This window comes from Streptomyces sp. NPDC090499 (assembly GCF_044769305.1).
Lineage (GTDB): Bacteria > Actinomycetota > Actinomycetes > Streptomycetales > Streptomycetaceae > Streptomyces.
Genome location: NZ_JBIVXP010000001.1, coordinates 779,937 through 798,396, shown reverse-complemented (window position 1 = coordinate 798,396; position 18,460 = coordinate 779,937). Strand labels below are relative to the sequence as shown.

The window sequence follows — 18,460 nt, the reverse complement described above, 5'->3', positions numbered from 1 at the left end:
CTGATGTCTCTGGCGGTGGATGCTCCGGTGACCCCGGGACCTGAGCGTGGTCTGAACCGGGCAGGTGCCGTGACCGACCACATGTGGGCTGTCTTGCGTCGCGGCGGCGCCGACATGTCTCAGCTTGGTGTACCCGATCGTCGCACCGACCGGTCTGACATCGACGTTTGGGACGACATCGCTGTGCCGAAGGCCAACGCACGACGACTTGCCTGGGAGCGGAGCGTCGAAGAGGCCGCCCACCAGGAGTACCTCGGGTTCCGGTTCTTCACCGGCCCGCTCAAGCTGGACACGAATCAGAAACCGCACACGCTCCAGAACTGGCGCGACTCCCTGGTAGAGGCGAAGCGCTCCGGGTCCCGACCGGAAACCCTGAACCTGATCATCCCGGGAAACATCGGGACCGGGAAGACCGCCGCGGCCTTCGCCCTGGGCAACGAGGCAGTCCTCGCGGGCGTGGACACCCTGTTCGTGAAACACGCGACTTACCTGACGTGGCGTCGCCCGGACTCTGCTCCCCGCAACCTGAAAGCGTGGGAGGTCCGCAAGATGTTCGTGACGTGCGATCTCCTGATCCTCGACGAGCTGTGCGGCGAGATGGACACGGTCGCCACGGAGTTCGCGCGGCGGGAGACCATCGACCTGATCGACGCCCGCATCTCAGCCGGGCGGCCCACGGCGTACACCACGAACCTCCGCAGCCGCCGAACCCCCGACCGTCCCGGGCTGGGCGTGGTCGACGTCCTGGGAGAGCGACTGCTGTCCCGACTCGAGGCCTCCGCCCACGTCGCGCGGATCACCGGCCAAGACCGGCGAAAGCCCGCGAAGCCTCTCGACTGGTGACCGTCCCGAATCCCCCGATACACGCAGGTTGCTGACGCAGTGTGGGAACTGATTCAGGCGCAACAGGCGGTAGACGCTATATCGTTTGATCGACCCGGAAGGCCATGAGCATAAACCGACCGGGAGACCCAAACGAGAGGAACAAGTGTCTTGAAGGTGCAGTTCACTCGTACCCGCGAGGGCGACAAGTCGGAGGCTCCCGACGACTCCGGCGTCCCGCCACTCAGCCCCTGGGAGCGCAAAGGCGCAGGCTTGACCGCACTGGGCGGGGCCGGCGTCGGAGGTCTCGGCTTCTACGCATCGTTCGACGCCGTTTCGACCAAGGCCGCTGAGTGGGGCTTTGACGATCCGTGGGTTCTTCCCACGGCCATCGACTCGGCCATCCCCGTGTTCACCGGGGCCTACCTCCTCCTCATCCGTACGGACATGCGGCTCTGGTGGGCGCGGCTCGTCCCCTGGGCCCTGAGCCTGATCACCTGCGCCCTGAACGTGGCGTCCGGCGACTCCCTGTGGTCCAAGGTCTCGCACGGCGCTATGTCCCTCCTCTGGGTGGCCGTCTCCGAGATCGCCGCGCACACCTACGCCGTCCGCATCGGCGCGGCCACCGGTCGCCGCCGTCGCATGGACAAGGTCCGGTGGTCCCGCTGGGCCCTCTCCCCGCTGCCCACCTTCCTGCTCTGGCGTCGCATGAAGCTGTGGGAGCTCACCGACTACGACACCGTCCTCAATCTCGAGCAGGAACGACTCATCTACCAGTCGAAGCTCCGCGGCAGGTTCGGTCGGGCGTGGCGCAGGAAGGCGCCCGTTGAGTCCCTGATGCCGCTTCGCCTGGCCCGTACCGGTGTCCCCTTGAAGGAGACGGCCGCGGACGGTCTGCGCGCGGCAGGCCTCGAGCTGGGCATCTTCGCCCCCGCCGAGGAGCTGCCCCAGCTCCCGGCCCAGGTGCCCACGGCGGCGCCGGTCCTCGCGTCGGTGCCACCGGCCGCCGCCGTCAAGCCGCGCGCTGTCACTGTTGTCGTGCCGTCGCAGCCCACCGCGCCGCAGCCGCCGCCGGCGCCCCCCGCCGTCGCCTCGGGACCCGCCCCCGCGCCGTTCCAGATCCCGGCATGGAGCACCGAGGACGAACTGCGTACGGTCATCGCCCAGGTCATCGACGGCGGACACCGCAAGCTCTTCGATGGCCCCCTGACCGGAGCCGCGATTGCGGACGTCCTCGGGCAGAGCGAGGGCAACGGGCGCAAGGTCCGCGGGCGCATCATCAAGGAGTACGCCGCGCAGAAGGGGGTGCTCCTCCCGCAGCCTGTCACCGTCGACGCCGTCTTCGCGGCGTTCGGCCAGGCGCTGACGGCAGCCCAGCCGTAAGGCATCCTGCACCTACCCAAACCGAAGCGGCGGGCCCCCACCTGGGGTGCCCGCCGCCTGCAGGATCGGACTCATCCATGACACCGGAGATCCTGGCCCGGATCACCGCCGCCCGCGCCGCCCGCGACCTGTCCGACCTCGCCCGGCAGGCAGTCGCAACCACCGCCCAGCCCGCCGGCACGGCGGAGCGCATCGAGCAGGCCCGCCGCCTACGGAAGTTGGCCGGCGACGTCGTCGACCTGATCGCGTTCGCCGAGGCCCTGGGCGGGGCGTCCTGGGAGGAGATCGCGACAGCACTTGGACGGCGCGACCCGGACACCGTGGAGCGGGAGTTCACCGAGGACGTCGCCGAGTGGGGGGCCAAGTCTGAGGCCGAGCTGGAGCGTGCGGCCGAGGGGTTCGAGGACCTCGACGCCTGGTATGCCCGGCACCGCGAGGACCAGGACCCGGAGCGCGGAACTCCTGTCGCTGATCTGCTCAACCGGCATTGATCTACCCAACCAGGCGGGTAGAATAGTAAGCCGATGGCAACGGCGAGAGGCTAAGGCCTCTGCCGTTGCATCCTCCGCGGGAGAGCAACCCGGGGAACCACGAAGCGAGGAACACTCAGATGCCTGGTATCACCGCGCCTCAACGTGCGCGCACGTCCCGGAAGCCGACCGGTCTCCCCAACCCGCCCATGATCCTCCTCGCAGGCCCCGAGAAAACCGGCAAGAGCCGCGTAGCCGCCGAGGGCACCGCTTCCGAGTTGGTCGGGATGACCTGGTGGATCGAGATCGGCGGTTCCGAGGGGACTGCCGACTACTACGGCCGGATCCCCGGGGCGAACTACGAGATCGTTCCCCATGACGGCAGTTACCAGGACATCCTCGACGCGGTCCGCTGGGCCGTCGCCCAGCCGCCGGCCGTTGAGGGCAAGCGGAACATGATCGTGCTCGACAACGTGTCTGTGCTCTGGGACATGCTCAGCGACGAACAGGCACTGTTCGCCAGGTGGCGCGCCGAGAAGAAGGCGCAGGAGAACCGCCGCCGCGGCCCGAACCCGGACCTCCCCGTCACAGTGGACCCCGACCTGTGGAACCGGGCGAAAGACCGGTGGGGCGAGATCCTGTGGCTTCTGCGGCGGCACTCCGGCCCGACGCTCTTGCTCGCCCGCCAGGAACTCGTCACCGCGTTCGAGAACGACAAGCCCACCCGGGACAAGACCCGCAAGATCAAGGCGGAGAAGAACCTCCCGGCCGCGGTCGACGCCATCGTTGAGCTCCACGCCCTGGGGGAGGTGTACCTGACCGGCGTCCGCACCCTGCACTGGGAGGTCACCCCCGGCCAGAGCGAGCGGTTCGACGACTTCAGCATCGACGCCCTGCTCCGCCGCATGGGCTTCGAAGAGGCCGCCCCCACCCGACAGGTCACCGAGGCCCGGCCGGAGGCGTACCTCGACGAGCAGCAGACCCAGCAGAGGCAGCGCCCCCAGGAGCAGCAACGGCAGCAGCAGCGACCCCCGCAACAGCGGCAGACGCCCGCCCAGCAGCAGGACCAGCGACCGCCGCTGACCGGCGAGCGAGCGGCTCAGCTTGTCCGTCAGGCTCTCGAAAGCAAGCACGACCCGGAGTCCTGCCTCCAGGCCATCCGCGAAGAATGGGGCATCCGAACTCTGCAGCAGGTCACCATCCAGACCCCTTGGGGGGAGATGGACGCGCACAAGGCGATCACCCGCTCCCTCCAGTTCATCAAGGAGCGCGCCGAGCAGAAGCAGCAGACAGGCGACGCTGGGCAAGGACACCGGCCACCGCAGCAGGGGCAGGGTACGAGCGCTGGTCCGACTCCGCAGCAGGGCGGACCGGAGGGGGCCCGCGAGCACCAGGAGCCGGAGCCGCCTGCCGAGGACGACGCGCCCCCACCGCCGGACCCGGAGACCGAAGAGTCTCCGCCGGGCGAGTCCCCGGAGGAGACCAGCGCGGCCGAGGAGCCACAGGACATCCCCGTTCAGTCCGCGGCCGCTCCCCGTCCGGCGCCCCGGAGGAACAGGGGCGAGGGAATCGCCTTCAAGGCCTTGTACGACGAGGCCGAGGTCCAGGCGCGGCTCAGGATGATGACTAAGGGTGAGCACTTGGGGCCGGTCTCCGAAGACGGCGACCCCCAGTTGACCGTCCTTCGAAACTTCGTCGTGGGCCACCGCCCCGCGCTCATCACCCAGCTCGAGAACGAGGGGCAGACGGAGCTCGCCACCTACTACCGGAACGCTCCGGAGGTGGACCCGCAGATCCGGAAGAGGTTCGCCGCGTACTTCGAGGTCGCGCCCGCCGGACAGTGAGGTGACGTGAGGTGACGCGCGCCTGACTCGATCGGGCGCGCGCCCCGGCACCGGGCCCCTCCCCGCTCCCGTCACCTCACATCACCTCGACACGGCGCGCCCGCGCGCCTCGCCCCCAACTGCAGGCGCGCGCCCAGCCGGCCGCGAGCTGTTCCCCCGCGCCCTCTTGGCGCGCCCTCGGTCCACCTACGCGCGCCGATCCGGGCGCGCCTTCACGCGCGCGCCCAGGCGCGCCCATCAGGAAGGCGCGCGCCACCGCTCGCGCCGCGCGGCGCGCCCCTCCCGAAGATCGCGCGCGCCCGAACCAGCCGTGCCGCGCGCCCGCGCCGAGGCCGCCGTGTGCATGCGCGCCGTAGCGGGCGCGCCCCGGGCGTGCGCCCTTGACCTGTGCATTTATCGTGGCGCGCCGCGCGCTCGGCCGCCGCGCAGCTCGTCGGGCGCGGCCCCCACGGCGGCCCTCGACCAGGATCGCGGGACCCCTACCGGCGCGCCTGGTCGCGCGTACCCAGGCGTTCGAGGGCGCGCGCCAACCGGCGCGGGAGTCACGCGGGCGCGCGCCGATCGGCCGGCCCCGCGCCGTTCCCCTGCGCGCGACTACGCCGTCCAGGCGCGCCCGGACATGGCAAAGGGCGCGCCATCGGGCGCGCCCTCAAGTAGTGGACGATCAGCCGGTGGCGCGCCTTATCGCGTGCCCTGCCCGGCAGCCCGCCGGAGATCGCGCCGGTCCCGGCGCGCCTCCGTGCGCCGCTCGGTTTCCTCCCCGCGCACCTGGCGCAGGAGCTGCATCAGCTCCTGGGGGTGCCGCTCGCCGAGGAGCTTGAGCGCCTGCAGCCGGACGTTCGGCTCGCTCGGCATACGGCCCTGGCGCGCCTCCGCGTACTGGGTGGCATACCTCAGGTATCGGGCCTCGGCGCCCACTCGCCGGCGGAAGTCGTCGACGCGCTGTGCCCTGGCGTTACCGCTCTCGCCGGGCGCGGCCGGAGGCATGAAGCGGGCCGGTTCCTCGAACATCAGCCGACAGACCTCACCCGCCCTGGCCGCTACTCTCGGTGAGCGAAAGGCGAGGCCTTCCACGCTGCGGGAAACGCCGTCGGGGGTGGGTCGGCCGAGGACGAAGGCGGTCCATCGGCGCGTGAAGGCAGCATCATCGAGTGCGGCCAGGACCTTCGTGTGCTCGTGGGCCAGGTCGTCCAGGACCTCCCACACCGGATCCATCGCGGCCCGGATGCGCTCCCTCCACGGAACGATGCGGGCCTGCTGATCCCGCTTGGTCTCGCCTTCCTGCCGCGGCAGGAAGGTCCTGGCATGCTTGAGCGCCATCTCGAGGGCCTCGAGGACTCGCGGGGCGAGCTGCGGGGAGCCGAGGGCCTGGCCCTGCACGTCCCGTGGCGCACGCTTGTCGGTCCCGCCGGTGACGTACTGAACGACCGTGCCCATGAAGGCGTCCGGGCTCATCCGTGACAAGCGGTTGATCTCGGCGACAACCGGCTGCGCATCAGGCATGGGTGTTCCTCCAGTTTGGGTATGACCCGTGCTCTCGGGCCGTTGTTCTGCTGCAACAGAGCGAGGTGGCCGTACGGCCGCGAACAGCGTGTGCCGTGGATCATCGCAGGAGCAACCGCTACCAGGCCCCGAGTGCTCTGCACACACCCGGTTGCTCGATCCATATGGCCAGGGCCTACCAACGGGCCGAGGAACACTCCCATTGCCCCAAAGGCGCAGGGGCGTGTCTTGTACGCCACAAGACCCTGACCGAATCTCAACGCATATTTCGCGGCGGCTGTACGGCCACCTCGCTGCTGATGGTACCCGCCGGCGGGGGACCGAACGGGCGCCCTGGGTCTTATTCGGCCTGCTGAGGCGTCTTCTTCGTGGTGAGGGCCTCGATCAAGGGGGCGAGATTGCTGGGCTTCCACACGAGGTCGTAGCTCGTCTGGGAGGCCGCCAGGACGCCGAGGATGGTCGCGGTCGTGAGCTTGCCGTGCTGGAACTGGTCCCAGCCGCTGCCCGCCGCCACGGTGACGACGCCGGCGACGAGAGCAGCTACGACCGCGACGACCTTCTTGTACTTCTCCGACCAGGCCGGGCGCTGCACGATCGCGGTGAGCAGCGGGAGAACGGTGCCGACCTGGACGCCGGTCGAGAGGGATTCGAGCGTTGCAGACATGGGGTTGCCCTTCATGCGGGGTTGCGTGTCGGGCGGACTGTGCACGTCGCCGGCGTCTTGCGTCGCGTCCTGGCTCAGATGCCGGGCCCGTCCACCAGGTCCTCGGCGATCTCACCCGGCGGGGGCGGAGCGGGACGGTCGGAAAGCCGGGCAACCAGGGCGCGGAGCTGGTGGATGTATCCGACGGCCGCGGTCTTCCACCGGTGCCACTGCCGTTGCTCCTCCTCCAGGCGTTCAACCCGGGTCTCCAGCGTGGTGACGCGCTCCAGGGTCTTGGCGTGCGTCTCACGCTGCTGCTCCAGGAGCTGGGTGAAGGCGCCCGTCACGGTCTGGACGGACGTGACGAAGGTGGTGCCCTCCGCGGTCTCCTCGTCGACCTCGGTACGTCGGTTGGTCTGGCGGTACACCAGCCACGCGCCGCCCAGCACGCCCAGCATGCCGAAGAAGGGGCTGAGGATGGGCGCCAGGGAGATGAGCAGCTTCACGAGCGCCTCCTCGGCCGGCAGGTGGGGAATGGGGTGCGCGGGAGCCGGGGCCCGAAAGCCCGCGGCTCCCCGCACTCGGCACGCTGGCCCAGCCCGACCGTTAACGTCTCGTCGTGGGCATGCTCGTCACGCCGTGACCGGGACTAAATCCGTGATGGCCTGGTCGCATTGCCCGCACTGCGCGCGGTAGATCGGCTCGGTGGCGTTGGGATACATCGGTGCAACGAAGGCGATGTCGGCGACCGGGCACCCCTTTGTGTGGCAGGTGGCCGACATCATCACCGGGTCCAGTTCCTCGTCCATGTCAGCTCGCCATCACGATGTAATCGACTCCGACTGATGTGGTATTCGTGCGGGTCACCCAGATGGTCACGGAATCTGTGCTCACGTTTGTGCAACCGACTCCGGTCACCGCTGTGCCGGGCACGGTGGTAGAGGGAGTGGCCACAGCTCGAGGGCTGGAGCCTGTGAGGCCCAGCCCAGTGACAGTGACTGAGGTGGGGGTGTTGGCGGCCGAGGGCGTGATCGTCACCCGCCCGCACTTGATGTTGCCCGCGCTGACCTTCTCCGCGTAGGCAGTCCCGATGTCGAGCTCCCCGCCGTACAGGGAAATGGAGTCGGCGCCGGCCGCTGTGCGGGAGACTCGGAACTGGCCGATCGCGTACTCGCTGCTGCCGTCGGGCGCGGTCCACATGACGATCTCGGCGCCGGTCTTGCTTGAGTTGTCGGGTGCTCGTAGGCGGAGCGCAGGATAGGAACCGCCCTCCGCGACGATCTTGCCGGGGGCCGTCTCGGCTGCGTCACCGGTGTACAGGTACAGGGTTCCGTCGGGATTGAGGACGAGCCGCTGGCCGGTCGCAGCCGTCTGCACGGTGGCGCCGGTGATGGTCTTGCCGTTGATCGCGCTCGCGTCCAGCTTGTCGGCCGTGATGGTGCCCGCTGCAATGGCGGTTGCCGTGACCGCGCCGGCCGCCAACTGGGTCGCCGTGACCGAGTTCGCGGCGAGCTGGCTGGCCGTGACCGCTAGCGCTGCGATCTTGTCCGTCGTGATGGCGTTCGCCGCGATCTTGTCACCCGTGATGGACAGTCCGACGATCTTGTCCGCCGTGACCGCGTTCGCGAGGATCTTGTTCGCCGTGATCGCGCCGTCCGCGATGTTCACGGTCTGCACCGCGCCGGTCTCGACCACCTCGATCGTGACCACGCCGATCTCGGCCGTGCCGGTTCCGGCGCTGTAGTTCGCGTAGAAGAACGGCGTGATGTAGCGGGCGTTCGCGTGCAGCACCCCGGGCGCAGTCGGCGAGGTCGTGCCCCGGGTGCCGCTCGCTCCCGAGGCCGCGTAACCCTTCAGGTAGCCCGTGAAGCGCTGCCACCCGCCGCCTGCAGTCAAGTTCTGGGCATCGCCGGCCACATAGTGCTGCGAGGACACTGAAGCAGATCCACTGATGTTGACCAGCGTCGTCGCGTCCACAGCAACGCCACCCACCCCCAGGTAAACCCTCTGCTGCGCCGTGTCGCTGCCCGCCACCGTCTGCCGCACCGTGAAGACGATCCGGTAGAGCACACCCGGGTCGAACGGGATCAGCACGTCGGGACGCCAGCCGCCGACGATGCCGGCGACCGCGCGCATGACGTAGCTGCCGGTCTGCGCGTCGGTCACCTGGACCGACGTCAGGTTGCTGGGCGTGGTCGCGGTGGTGGTGCTCGTACCGCCGATCCGCCACTTCCCGGCGTCCGCGCCGGTGTCGTAGAACTTCTGCAGCACGCTCGCCGCGGTGGTGACATTGAGCTGGCTCGTGGTGATCGAGCCGGACACGATCCGGTCGGCCGCCAGCGAGCCCACAGCGATCCGGTCGCCCTGGATCGACCCCACGACCATCTTGGGTGTGGTGATCGCCCCGTCGGCGATCTGGACGCCTGCCACCACGGGACGGACGGCGACGTTGTCGAACCAGAGGGTTCCGGCCGCCGCTTGGTAGCTCTCCGCCCAGATGGACGCCTGCACGGTGCTGGCTGGCGCGGTGACGGTGGCTGTGGGCCGGTTCCACGTGGTGCCGCCGAAGACGACCATCGCGGGCTGTGCGACTCCCCAGCCGAGTGTTGCGCCGGTGGAGTCCTCCCACCTCGCGTAGAGCTTCGGGATGGCCGTCGATGTGTAGTCGCTAGACGTCAGGTAGTCGAACGCGAGGAACAGCTGATCCCCGGCAAGGATCGGAAGGGTGGTGATCTTCTGGGACTTCGTGGTGGCGGACGCGGCGACCGCGTTGAGCTTCAGTGACTTGGCGGAGCCGTTGCCCGTGGTGTCGATGGAGAAGCTGCTGCTACCCGCCACCAGGACGGCGCTGTAGGCACCTTCGAAGGACGGGTCACTGAGAAGATTCGCCCCACCCGCGACCGTCAGTTTGTCGGTGGTTACCGACCCTGCCGCGAGAGCGCTGGCGGTCACGGCTCCGGCGGATATCTCGGCGGCCGTCACGGAGTTCGCCGCGAGCTCGCGCGCGGTGATGGCGTCCGCGGCGATCTTCCCGGCCGCCACGGAGTCCGCGGCCAGGGCCGCCGTCTGCACCGACCCCGCGGCCAACTGGGTCGCGGTGACCGAGTTCGCGGCGAGCTGGCCGGACGTGATGGTCGACGCGGCGATCTCCGTAGCCGTCACCGATCCGGCGGCGATCTTCCCAGCCGTCACAGCGCCCGCCGCCAGCTCCGACGCCGTGACCGAGTTCGTCGCGAGCTGCGCAGATGTGACCGCGTCCGTGGCGATTGCAGCCGTTGTCACCGCGGCCGCGCCGATCTTCGCCGCCGACACGGCCGCGTCCGCGATCCGCGTGGAGTCGATCGCGCCCACGGCCACCTTCGCCGAGGTGACCGCCGAGTTCGCGAGGGCGAGTTCGGTGACCGCGTTCGCCGCCACCTTGGCTTGCGTGACCGCGTTGTCGGCGAGTTTGTCCGACAGCACTGCCCCGTCGGCGAGTGCGACCGTCCCGACGGAGCCGGCCGCGAGCTTCGCCGCAGTGACCGCATCGTCGGCCAGGAGCAGGTCGTTGACCGCTCCTTCGGCGATCTTGTCTGTGGTGACGGCGCCGAGTGCGAGCTTCGCCTCACTGATCGCCTCGTTCGCGATCTTGACCTCGGTCACGATGCCGTCAATGAGGTCCTGGCTGACGGCCTGCCGCGCCTGCCCCTGCACCGCGTCCGACGGATCACCGGTCAGCGCCGCGGTGTTGACCGCGACCAGGCGCACCCACACGGGGTCGTAGCCCTCGACGTGCACGGTGGCCTTGCCGCCGGTGACGTCATTGATCTGCGATACCTGGGTGGCGGCGTTCGGGGTGAAGTCGGCTGACGTGCCGACGTGGACCTGGACCAGGGCGAAGTCGCTGGGCGCGGCCTCCGAGTCAGCCCACTGTCCGGACCATGTGATGTCCAGCCCGGCCAGGGCGGAGTCGACGGTCGGTGCGGCCGGCGTGGGGGGCGGGTCAGTGTTCTCCGGCTCCGGGACCAGGGCCACGGTGCCGTCGATCTGCACGCCAACAGAGCCCTTGAGGACGCCGTCCTCGTCGTAGATGTCGAGGGCCCCGCCCTCGATGCTGGCTTGGTTGAGCTGGTTGGCCCGCTCGAGGTTGGCGATCCGGTCCTCGAGCTCTTTGAAGTAGGCAGCGAACTGCTTGCGCTTCTCCCGCGCGTCCAAGTTGAAGGACGACACCCGTCCTCCCCTCCGTGTCTCCGCGGCCGCCGGGATGTCCGGGGCAGGCGGAGAGTGGAGGGGCGAACGGGTTAGTGTCGCGGCCTGGTCAGCCGTAGAAGTCGGCGCGCGTCAGGGAGAGGATCGCGGTGCCGGCGGCGAGGTCGATCTCCTCGGCCGTGATGCGGTGCCAGACGGCGAGCTCGCCCACCCACGGGATGTCGACCTGGACGAGGATGCGGTCCCCGAGAGTCCATGAGCCCAGGGGGGCGTTGGGGTGGTGGCGGATCGCGATGGACGGGATCGTGAGCTGTTCGGAGTGCTTGGCGCGTTCCTTCTTGCCGTACTCAGTCAGCGTCTTCGCGTTCGCGGTGCTCTTGTGCGCGATGATCTTTGCCCGGCGTAGGCGCTTGTCGTCGACGACGACGCGGACCCGGGCGGTCTTCTGGCCGCTGCCCTTGCCCAGGACGTAGACGTTGTTCGCGAAGAAATCACCCTGGTAGGACGGGGTCGCGATCTCGACGATGTTCTCGCCCTGGGCGAAACGCAGATCGCTGCGGGCCTTGCCGAGGCGCCGGGTGCCGAAGTCGATGTGGTGGAGGATCTTCTCCTTGCTGCCGTCCCAGTAGTGGCGCTCGAGGAAATCGCCCTTCGCCAGGTTCATCACGTCGGTGATGGTGGAGCCGCAGTCGGGGCTGTCCCACCACAGCAGCTCCCACGGATCCTTGCCGCTCGCCGCGCCGAGCTTGTAACCGGAGTCGTGTCCGTCGAGGGCGACGCCCAGGGCGCCCATCTTGTAGCTCTGCAGGTGGGTCCAGATGGTCCGGACGACGTCGTAGGCGTCCCACCGGGCGCTGACCTTGTCCTTCGGCTTCTTCGGCATCTTCCGCTTGGGGCTGGTGCCGTCGATGTACCCGTCGTGGTTTTTGTCTTTTCCGTCGTACGCCCACTTTTGGGCGATGATGGCGCCGGAACGGATCGCGGTCCCGAAGTACGGCATCCCGGACGGGTAGGCGGTGTAACCCGCACACGTGATCTTCATCGACTGGTTCTCGAAGGCGATGTTCGTGATCAGTCCGCCCCACCGGATACGGCCCTCGAACTCCGCAAACAGAGCGGTCGACCACTCCGCGAGGACGGGCAGGCCGTCGGGCTTGGCCATCAACCGCATGTACTCCGGGGAGATCGTCCCCGTCATCTGGCCGGGCCCGTTCAGTTCCCGCTTGGGCGGGGAGTCGGCGACGAACGGCACGTCCCAGTCCAGGAAGTCACCCGACACCGCGCGCATCGCGATGTACCGCCACCCGCTCATCAGGCACTCACCGGCTCCTGCGAGTAGGTCACCTCGAGCGACAGCACCGTGTAGGCGTCCGCGCGCAGTACGCCGGTGAAGCCCGCGGTGCCAGTGCCCTCGACGTCGATGTCGAGCATCTCCCCGCGGTCGGCCGAGGCGAGGGCGAACTTGGCCCCCGCCTGTACCGCGAGACGGCCGGCCTGGGAGGCGCTGAACGGCATCCCGACGCCGTGCTGGGTGTCGGCGAACGACACCCGGAGCTGCCCGCGCGCCTCCACAGTGTCCGGGTGGAGCAGGCCCGTAATGGACACGTGTACCGCTACGTGAGTCGCCCACTCCGGGGTCTTCTCTGTCCATGAGGCGCCGAGGGGGAAGGCCTCCCAGGTGTCGCTGATCGCGCCGACGTCGTCCGGGGTCGACCAGGCGCCGGGCAGGTAGCGGCGGGAGGCCTGCGACCGCGGCCGCGCGAGCTGCCGCAGGTCGGTGACCATCGCCGCGGTGATGTTCGTCGTCCCCGCCGGCATGTCGACCCGCGCCAGGGTGACCGCGGTGGAGTCGGGGTCGATGTCGAGGACGCTCGTGGTGCCCACCGGCACGTCGGGGATGACCCGGGTGAACACGTACGGGCCGAGCTCCGGGTCCTCCGGCGCCGGCCACGTCTCCCCGCCGTACGGGTCCTCTATCCGGACGATGATCAGGTCCGAGCGGCCGCCGTCCACCGACGTCGGCTCGATGTCCACCTGCTCCGACGTCGGCATCCGTGCCGCGTAGCTCTGGCTGCCCCCGCCCGCTGATGCCCGGCGCTTGGCGACCATGGCGCCCGGCCCTACCTGGACCGCACCGGCCGGGACGTCCAGGGCGGTCACCAGGAGGTCCGCGGGGCCCACGATGCCCTCCCCGCCGGTTGCAGCGACGTCGGCGATCAGCCGCAGTACCTCCTCGGACGCCGCCGTGTTCTCCACGAACCAGGGAATCGGGTCCCACGTCATGCTGCTCTCCTTCTCCGTACGGAAGGGGAGAGCGTGAGCGGCGGCAGGGGCTACTGTCGCCCGCTCACCACCAGTTGAAGGCGTCCCGCCAGTTGATGAGGATCCGCGGCCCGTCCAGGGTCGGTGCGGGAAGGGCCGAGGTGTACGACAGGGACGCCGACCAACGGCCAGGCGGGATGAACATCTGCCTCAGGAGGGGCGACGCGCGGGTCAGTTTGTCCGCGACCGATTTGGAGCTCGACCCGCTGTAGAGCATGACCGTGCGGGCCCACGGCCGCGGGTCGATCCGAACGTAGTCGCCGGCCGCGATCGTCATCCCGAGCTGTACCGCCCACAGATCCTTGTTGATCGTGATCTTGGGGTTCTTGCACGGCCCGTAGACGTCGATGTACGGGAACGTGCTCACCGTGCCTTTCTGCTGGAACTCGACGGTCTTCTTGGACGTGTACTGCGGAATCGGCGGTGCTCCCCGGCCCGGCCGCCACGGCAGGGTGGCCGCTTTGTGGTCGTAGAGCTCGGCCTGCTGCTCCGTCTCGTCGTAGAACCGATCGTCGACCGCGACGAAGTCGGCGACGACGGGGGTGTACCCCTGGGATGCGAGCCGGGAGTGGGAGACCGCGAATTTCCGCGGGCGGCCGTACAGCCGGCGGGTGCGGCCTGCCGTCTTGTGGGCGAGCACGGAGATGCGTCCCGCCTTGCCGCGGATGGCGTCGGCCCGCCACGCCTGGCGCAGCAGGTTCACGCCGTCCAGACCCCGTACGGCGGGGCCCTGGCCGTACTTCTTTACGAATGCCAGCGCGGCCTCCATCTCGGACCAGTTGCCGGCCTGGTCGCCTGGCCCGGGGCGCAGGGGCCAGTGCCGGTCAATGAGCGTGTGACTGCCGTCGACGCCCAGCTCGAACGTGGCGGTGGCGCTGCGCTGGTAGTCGCGGCCCATGCGGACACCGTCCTCGCCGGGCAGCGCCGTATCGGCGTCGTCGATGTCCGCGAACGCGATGTCCGGCTCCGATAGGCAGTAGATGCCCGCGTCCTCCCGCCCGAAGTGCAGCAGCGCACCCGGGTAGTTGTCGTAGGAGGAGTAGCTGATGTACCAGTCGCCGTCACGCATTGCTGCCTCCCAGGCGAATCCGACGCAGTTCGAACATGGCGTCGTCCAGGGCGGTGGATGTGCTGTCCACGGCGCCGATGTTGAGGTTCAGGTCACCGCCGACGAGGGAGGCGGCTGCCTGCGTGGCTGCTGCTCGCTGCCGGACGGTGGTGGCCCGTGCGCGTACGCCGCCCTGGGCGTACTGGCGCAGCGCGCCGTTGGCGAAGTACACGACGCGGCCGCCGAACATCTCCGCGACCTTTTCGAGGATTGCCTCGCTGCGCTTGCGCTTGCCGGGGGCCAGGGGGATGTAGGCCTCGCCCCCGGTCTCGGGCTCCGACCACAGCCGCCATTCGCCGGGCTTGCCGATCTGCGCGATGTGGTTCTCGGCGCCGGCCGCGAACGCCTTGATGCGGTCCGTGGCGCGGCGGATGCCGCCGTTGGCGTACTGCACGATGCCGCCGTCCGCGTGCGTACGGACCACGGCCGGCTTGCCTGACTCGGTGTACTGCACGGTGACGTTGATGGTGCGGCCGGTCAGGTTGTTGATCGCGCTCTGGATCCGCTGGACCTGGGCGAGCGGGGTGGCGTTCGGCGCGGTGATCTTGACCTTCTTGCCGCCCTTGTCGACGTTCTCGATCTTGAATCCGAGGTCCTTGAGCGCCTTCTGTGCCACGGATGTCGGGGCCGTCACCGTGATCGACTTCTTCGGTTTGAGGCTGGCGACCTTCTCCTGGATGCCCTTCAGGTCGCCTGCTGCCTGCTTGATGATCGCCTCGACGGTGACCTGCTTCTTCTTCGGCGCCTTCGCCATGTCCGCGACGAGCGCGGCCAGGTCCGCACGGGCTCCGGTGGTCGGAGCGGTGACCGCAATCTTCTTGCTGTGGGGGACCTTCTCCACTGTGAAGCCCAAGGCCTTGAGCTGCGCCTGGGCCGCGGCGGTGGGTGCGTCGATCGTGATGGTCTTGCCGGGCTTCAGGGCCTCAAGCTGGTTGCGTAGCGCGAGGACCTGCTGGGTCGCCTCGGGCATGTTGCCCATGACCACCGTCTGAATCTCGGACGGCACGAAACCCATCTGGTCGACGAGCTCCTTCGCCTCCTTCTTCGGGACACCCATGTCCCGGGCCAGCTCGAGCGCCTTCTTCCGGGCGTTCTCCATGGCGGCCTGGCTCTTGTCCATCGCCTGCGCCATCGGGATCGCGCCGGACTCGCCGGCCTCCTGCGCGCTGGTGGCGACGGCCAGCATGGAGTCGCGCAGCTCCGTGAGCTGGCTGTTCAGCGACTGGCCGTTCTTGGTGCTGGTGTCGACGAGCTTGTCGTTGCCGACGAGCTTCTTGCCCCAACCGTCCGCGTGGTCGATGTTCGACTTCATCGTGTCGTCGACCTGGAGCATCACCTGGTTGAGCTGCGCCTCGGCGTCGTGGAACGACGTGGTATTGCCGTTGAGGGCGTCCAGAGCCCGCTTGAGGGCCTGGGTCCGCTCATCCGCCGACTTCGTCTTGTCGGAGAACCCGAGGACGGCCGCCGACAGCCGGTCGTACACGGTGGTGCCGTTGGTGCCGGAGTTGTTGATGGCATCGGCCAGGGCCTTGTGGTCCTTCTGGCTGCTCTCCAGCTCGCCGCGGACCGAGCCGATCGCGTCCTTGGCGCGAATCGCTGCGAGTCCCTCGTCGTCCCAGGTCTGCACGGCCACGTTGCCGCTCGTCACCCACTCCTCATGGGCGTCGGCCGTGTCCTGCAGATCCTTCTGAAGGGCTTCGAGGGTGGTGCCCTGTCCGAGGTAGGCGTTCGTCAACTGGCCGAGGCTGATGCCGGCCTTGGCGGCCATGTCGATCAGCTTGCCCTTGCCGTCGGCCAGTTCTGTGTCCTGCAGGAGCTGAGCGGCCTGGGCCCTCACGTTGGCGTCGATCGCGCCGCCCGACTGGACCAGGGCGTCCGTCAGGGACTTCACGCGCTCCTGGTGGGCTTGGGCGGCGCGGGCGGCGGCTTCCTGGTGGGAGGCGAGCAGGCCGAGACCGATGGTGACACCGGTGATGGCGATACCGAGGGGGCCGCCGAGAGCCGAGGTGATACCGCCGAGGGCCCGCATGGCGACACGGTTGGCGGCTCCGATGCCGCGCAGGGTGCCGGTCAGCCGGTTGCCGCTCTGGGACACCCGGCCGTAGACGGCGGTCATACGGCCCCACAGGCTCAGGTTCGTGCCCGTCGAGGTCTGCGTTCCGCGCAGCGTGGTGTTCAGGGTTCTGACGGAAGTGCCCGCGCCCATCACCGATGTGCCGAAGCGGCCCAGCATGGTGGTGATGGTGCTGACGACCTTCAACGCCAGCATGGTTCCCAGCAGGATCGCCGCCGCGGTGTTCAGGAACGGGAACGCCCGTGTTACCTCGTTGACGCCGTGCAGGAGACCGTTGAACGCGGCGAGCAGTACGCCGAGGCCGCTGCCGGCCGCCGACAGGTTCCCGAGGGCCTCAGCAACGTTCGAGATGACAGCGATGAGCGCGGGACCGATGTTGTGCCCGAGGGAGTTGAAGAACGTGCCGATCGCGGGCATGAGCTGCAGCCGGATCTGGCGGACCAGGTCGAGGACGCCGCCGTCCTTCATGGTCTTGCCGAGGCCGCGCATCATGTCGCCGAACAGCAGGTTGACCTCGTGGAACACCGGCGCCGACCCGGCGAAATAGGCCTTCATCGCCTTCTGCCCGGCGCCTGACTGGGCGTAGCGCTCGAAGCGCTTCATGCTGCCCTCAAGGCCGTCCAGGAGGGACTGGCCGGTGTCCATGGCGGCCTTGCCGACACCGCCGAGTCCCTTGATCAGGCTCCCGGTGGTACGGCCGAGCTGTCCGGCCGCGTCGCCCGCGTGGTCGAGGAACTTGGCGAGGCTCCCCGTCTCACGGCCGGCCTGGACCTGGGCGCGGACCCACTGGGTCATGCGCTCGGTGCCGCGGCCGACCCGCTCGACGAAGGGGCCGCTCGCGACGAGGAAGTCGAGTGTGGCGTGGCCCATGTTGGCCAGGCCGTTGGTCATGCTGCCCAGCACGCGGGAGTTGGTGCCCGCGATGGTCTTGAAGTCCCGGCGGAAGATGCTGGACTTCATGAACTGGGCGCCGCGGTCGGCGAGCTTTCCCATCTGGGAAGCCGAGTCGCCGAGGGCGCTCTTCAGCAGGGGGAGCGTGGCCTTTGCGAGCGGCTTGATGTCCCCTTCGATGCGGCTGAAAAATCGGTCGCTGATGGACTTCTTGACCTTGTCCCAGGCCGGGGACAGTGACGCGATGTCCTTCACGGACTTGCGGGCCGAGGTGCCCAGCTTGTCCACGGCCTGGTCCAGCTTCTGCTGCTCAGCCGCCGTGATCTTGGTCCCGGCGGCCTGCTGCTGCTGGATCTTCAGCGTCTCCTTGAGGGCGTCGCCCACCCCGGAGAACGCGAGCTTCGTGCCGATCGCTGCGGAGCCCGCCGCGGCGATTAGCCCCGGTATCGCGCCGAGGACACCGACCGCGGGCGCGGCCGCGGACACCATCGCGGTAAGGCCTGCGCCGTACTGGGTGATCAGCGCGACGGCCGGCTCGATGAGGGTGAGGATGCCGCCGATCAGTGCCCCGCGGCCGCCGGGCAGCTTCGGCTTGATGGGGACGTTGACGGGGTTGCGGTCGGCGTCACGCTGGGCGCCCCCGATGATGCCGCGCAGTCCGTCGAGGAGGCCGTCACGGCGGCCGCCGTTGGGGCGGACGGGAAGGTTCAAGTCCTCGTCGTCGAGGCGGCGCCGGATCCCGTCCAGCTCGGACCGGAACCGCTCCTCGTCGACCCTGACTTTGATCTTCGCCGTGATGCCCTTGGAGGCTTCCTCGACGGCCTTCTTGATCTGCTTACGCAGGCCCTTGGCGTCGACCTCTACCTTGATCTTGGCGGCCAGGCCCTCGGCGGCCGCCTCGACCTCGCTGCGCAGCTTGGCCGCGAACCCTGCAAGGTCCGCGACGACCGGCACGTCGAGGCGACCGGCCTGCAGACCCTCACCCACTACGGACCATTCCTCTCTGCATGGCCGCCGCGAGCATCTGCTTGTGGCCGGTCATGCGGGGCGCCGACGGTTCCGGGGCGGACTGCGGCGGCTGGGGCGTGGTGCCGGAGCTGCTGCGCGTCGTGGTGCCGGAGCGCGGCGGGCGAACGATGGTGGTCGGCTCCTCGCGGCGCTTGTCCGCGGCGAGAAGCCCGATCTCCTCGACGAGCAGCGCCAGGAGCTCGA

13 protein-coding genes are annotated in these 18,460 nt (G+C 69.2%); 4 read left to right on the top strand and 9 right to left on the bottom strand.

Features of this window, described 5'->3' with window-relative positions; genetic code table 11:
* Positions 1–69 precede the first annotated feature (69 nt).
* From ACIQVL_RS03690 to ACIQVL_RS03675, 4 genes are all read left to right on the top strand, one after another.
* The gene (locus ACIQVL_RS03690) at positions 70–843 is read left to right on the top strand and encodes an ATP-binding protein (RefSeq protein WP_403474256.1); all 774 of its coding nucleotides are present in this window, start codon (positions 70–72) and stop codon (positions 841–843) included.
* Between the two features lie 156 nt (positions 844–999).
* Positions 1,000–2,205: a DUF2637 domain-containing protein gene (locus tag ACIQVL_RS03685; RefSeq protein ID WP_403474785.1), complete on the top strand. Its 1,206-nt coding sequence runs from the start codon at positions 1,000–1,002 to the stop codon at positions 2,203–2,205.
* Between the two features lie 77 nt (positions 2,206–2,282).
* Entirely contained in the window at positions 2,283–2,696 is a 414-nt protein-coding gene (locus ACIQVL_RS03680) for a hypothetical protein (protein WP_403474255.1), read from the top strand.
* Positions 2,697–2,884: 188 nt separating this feature from the next.
* A complete protein-coding gene (locus tag ACIQVL_RS03675; protein ID WP_403474254.1) occupies positions 2,885–4,519 on the top strand; it encodes a hypothetical protein in 1,635 nt (544 codons plus the stop codon).
* Positions 4,520–5,200: 681 nt separating this feature from the next.
* Here ACIQVL_RS03675 and ACIQVL_RS03670 read toward each other — a convergent pair.
* The 9 genes from ACIQVL_RS03670 to ACIQVL_RS03630 all read right to left on the bottom strand — a co-directional run bounded on the left by ACIQVL_RS03670 (position 5,201) and on the right by ACIQVL_RS03630 (position 18,235).
* A complete protein-coding gene (locus ACIQVL_RS03670; RefSeq protein WP_403474253.1) occupies positions 5,201–6,022 on the bottom strand; it encodes a hypothetical protein in 822 nt (273 codons plus the stop codon).
* A 340-nt stretch (positions 6,023–6,362) separates the two neighbouring features.
* Positions 6,363–6,686, bottom strand: a complete 324-nt coding sequence (locus ACIQVL_RS03665) for a hypothetical protein (protein ID WP_403474252.1) — start codon at positions 6,684–6,686, stop codon at positions 6,363–6,365.
* Positions 6,687–6,760: 74 nt separating this feature from the next.
* Positions 6,761–7,171 carry a hypothetical protein gene (locus ACIQVL_RS03660; protein WP_403474251.1) on the bottom strand — a complete coding sequence of 137 codons (411 nt, stop codon included), beginning with the start codon at positions 7,169–7,171 and terminating at the stop codon, positions 6,761–6,763.
* 126 nt (positions 7,172–7,297) lie between these two features.
* Positions 7,298–7,474 (bottom strand): hypothetical protein, encoded by a 177-nt coding sequence (locus ACIQVL_RS03655; protein ID WP_403474250.1) that lies wholly within the window; start codon positions 7,472–7,474, stop codon positions 7,298–7,300.
* Position 7,475: 1 nt separating this feature from the next.
* Positions 7,476–10,874 carry a beta strand repeat-containing protein gene (locus ACIQVL_RS03650; protein WP_403474249.1) on the bottom strand — a complete coding sequence of 1,133 codons (3,399 nt, stop codon included), beginning with the start codon at positions 10,872–10,874 and terminating at the stop codon, positions 7,476–7,478.
* An 88-nt stretch (positions 10,875–10,962) separates the two neighbouring features.
* Complete coding sequence (locus ACIQVL_RS03645) at positions 10,963–12,165, bottom strand: hypothetical protein (RefSeq protein WP_403474248.1); 1,203 nt, start codon at positions 12,163–12,165, stop codon at positions 10,963–10,965.
* A complete protein-coding gene (locus ACIQVL_RS03640; protein ID WP_403474246.1) occupies positions 12,165–13,136 on the bottom strand; it encodes a hypothetical protein in 972 nt (323 codons plus the stop codon). The genes ACIQVL_RS03645 and ACIQVL_RS03640 overlap by 1 nt, the downstream gene beginning before the upstream one ends.
* A gap of 64 nt (positions 13,137–13,200) precedes the next feature.
* Complete coding sequence (locus ACIQVL_RS03635) at positions 13,201–14,244, bottom strand: hypothetical protein (RefSeq protein WP_403474245.1); 1,044 nt, start codon at positions 14,242–14,244, stop codon at positions 13,201–13,203.
* Positions 14,237–18,235: a hypothetical protein gene (locus ACIQVL_RS03630; RefSeq protein ID WP_403474244.1), complete on the bottom strand. Its 3,999-nt coding sequence runs from the start codon at positions 18,233–18,235 to the stop codon at positions 14,237–14,239. The genes ACIQVL_RS03635 and ACIQVL_RS03630 overlap by 8 nt, the downstream gene beginning before the upstream one ends.
* Positions 18,236–18,460: the final 225 nt, after the last annotated feature.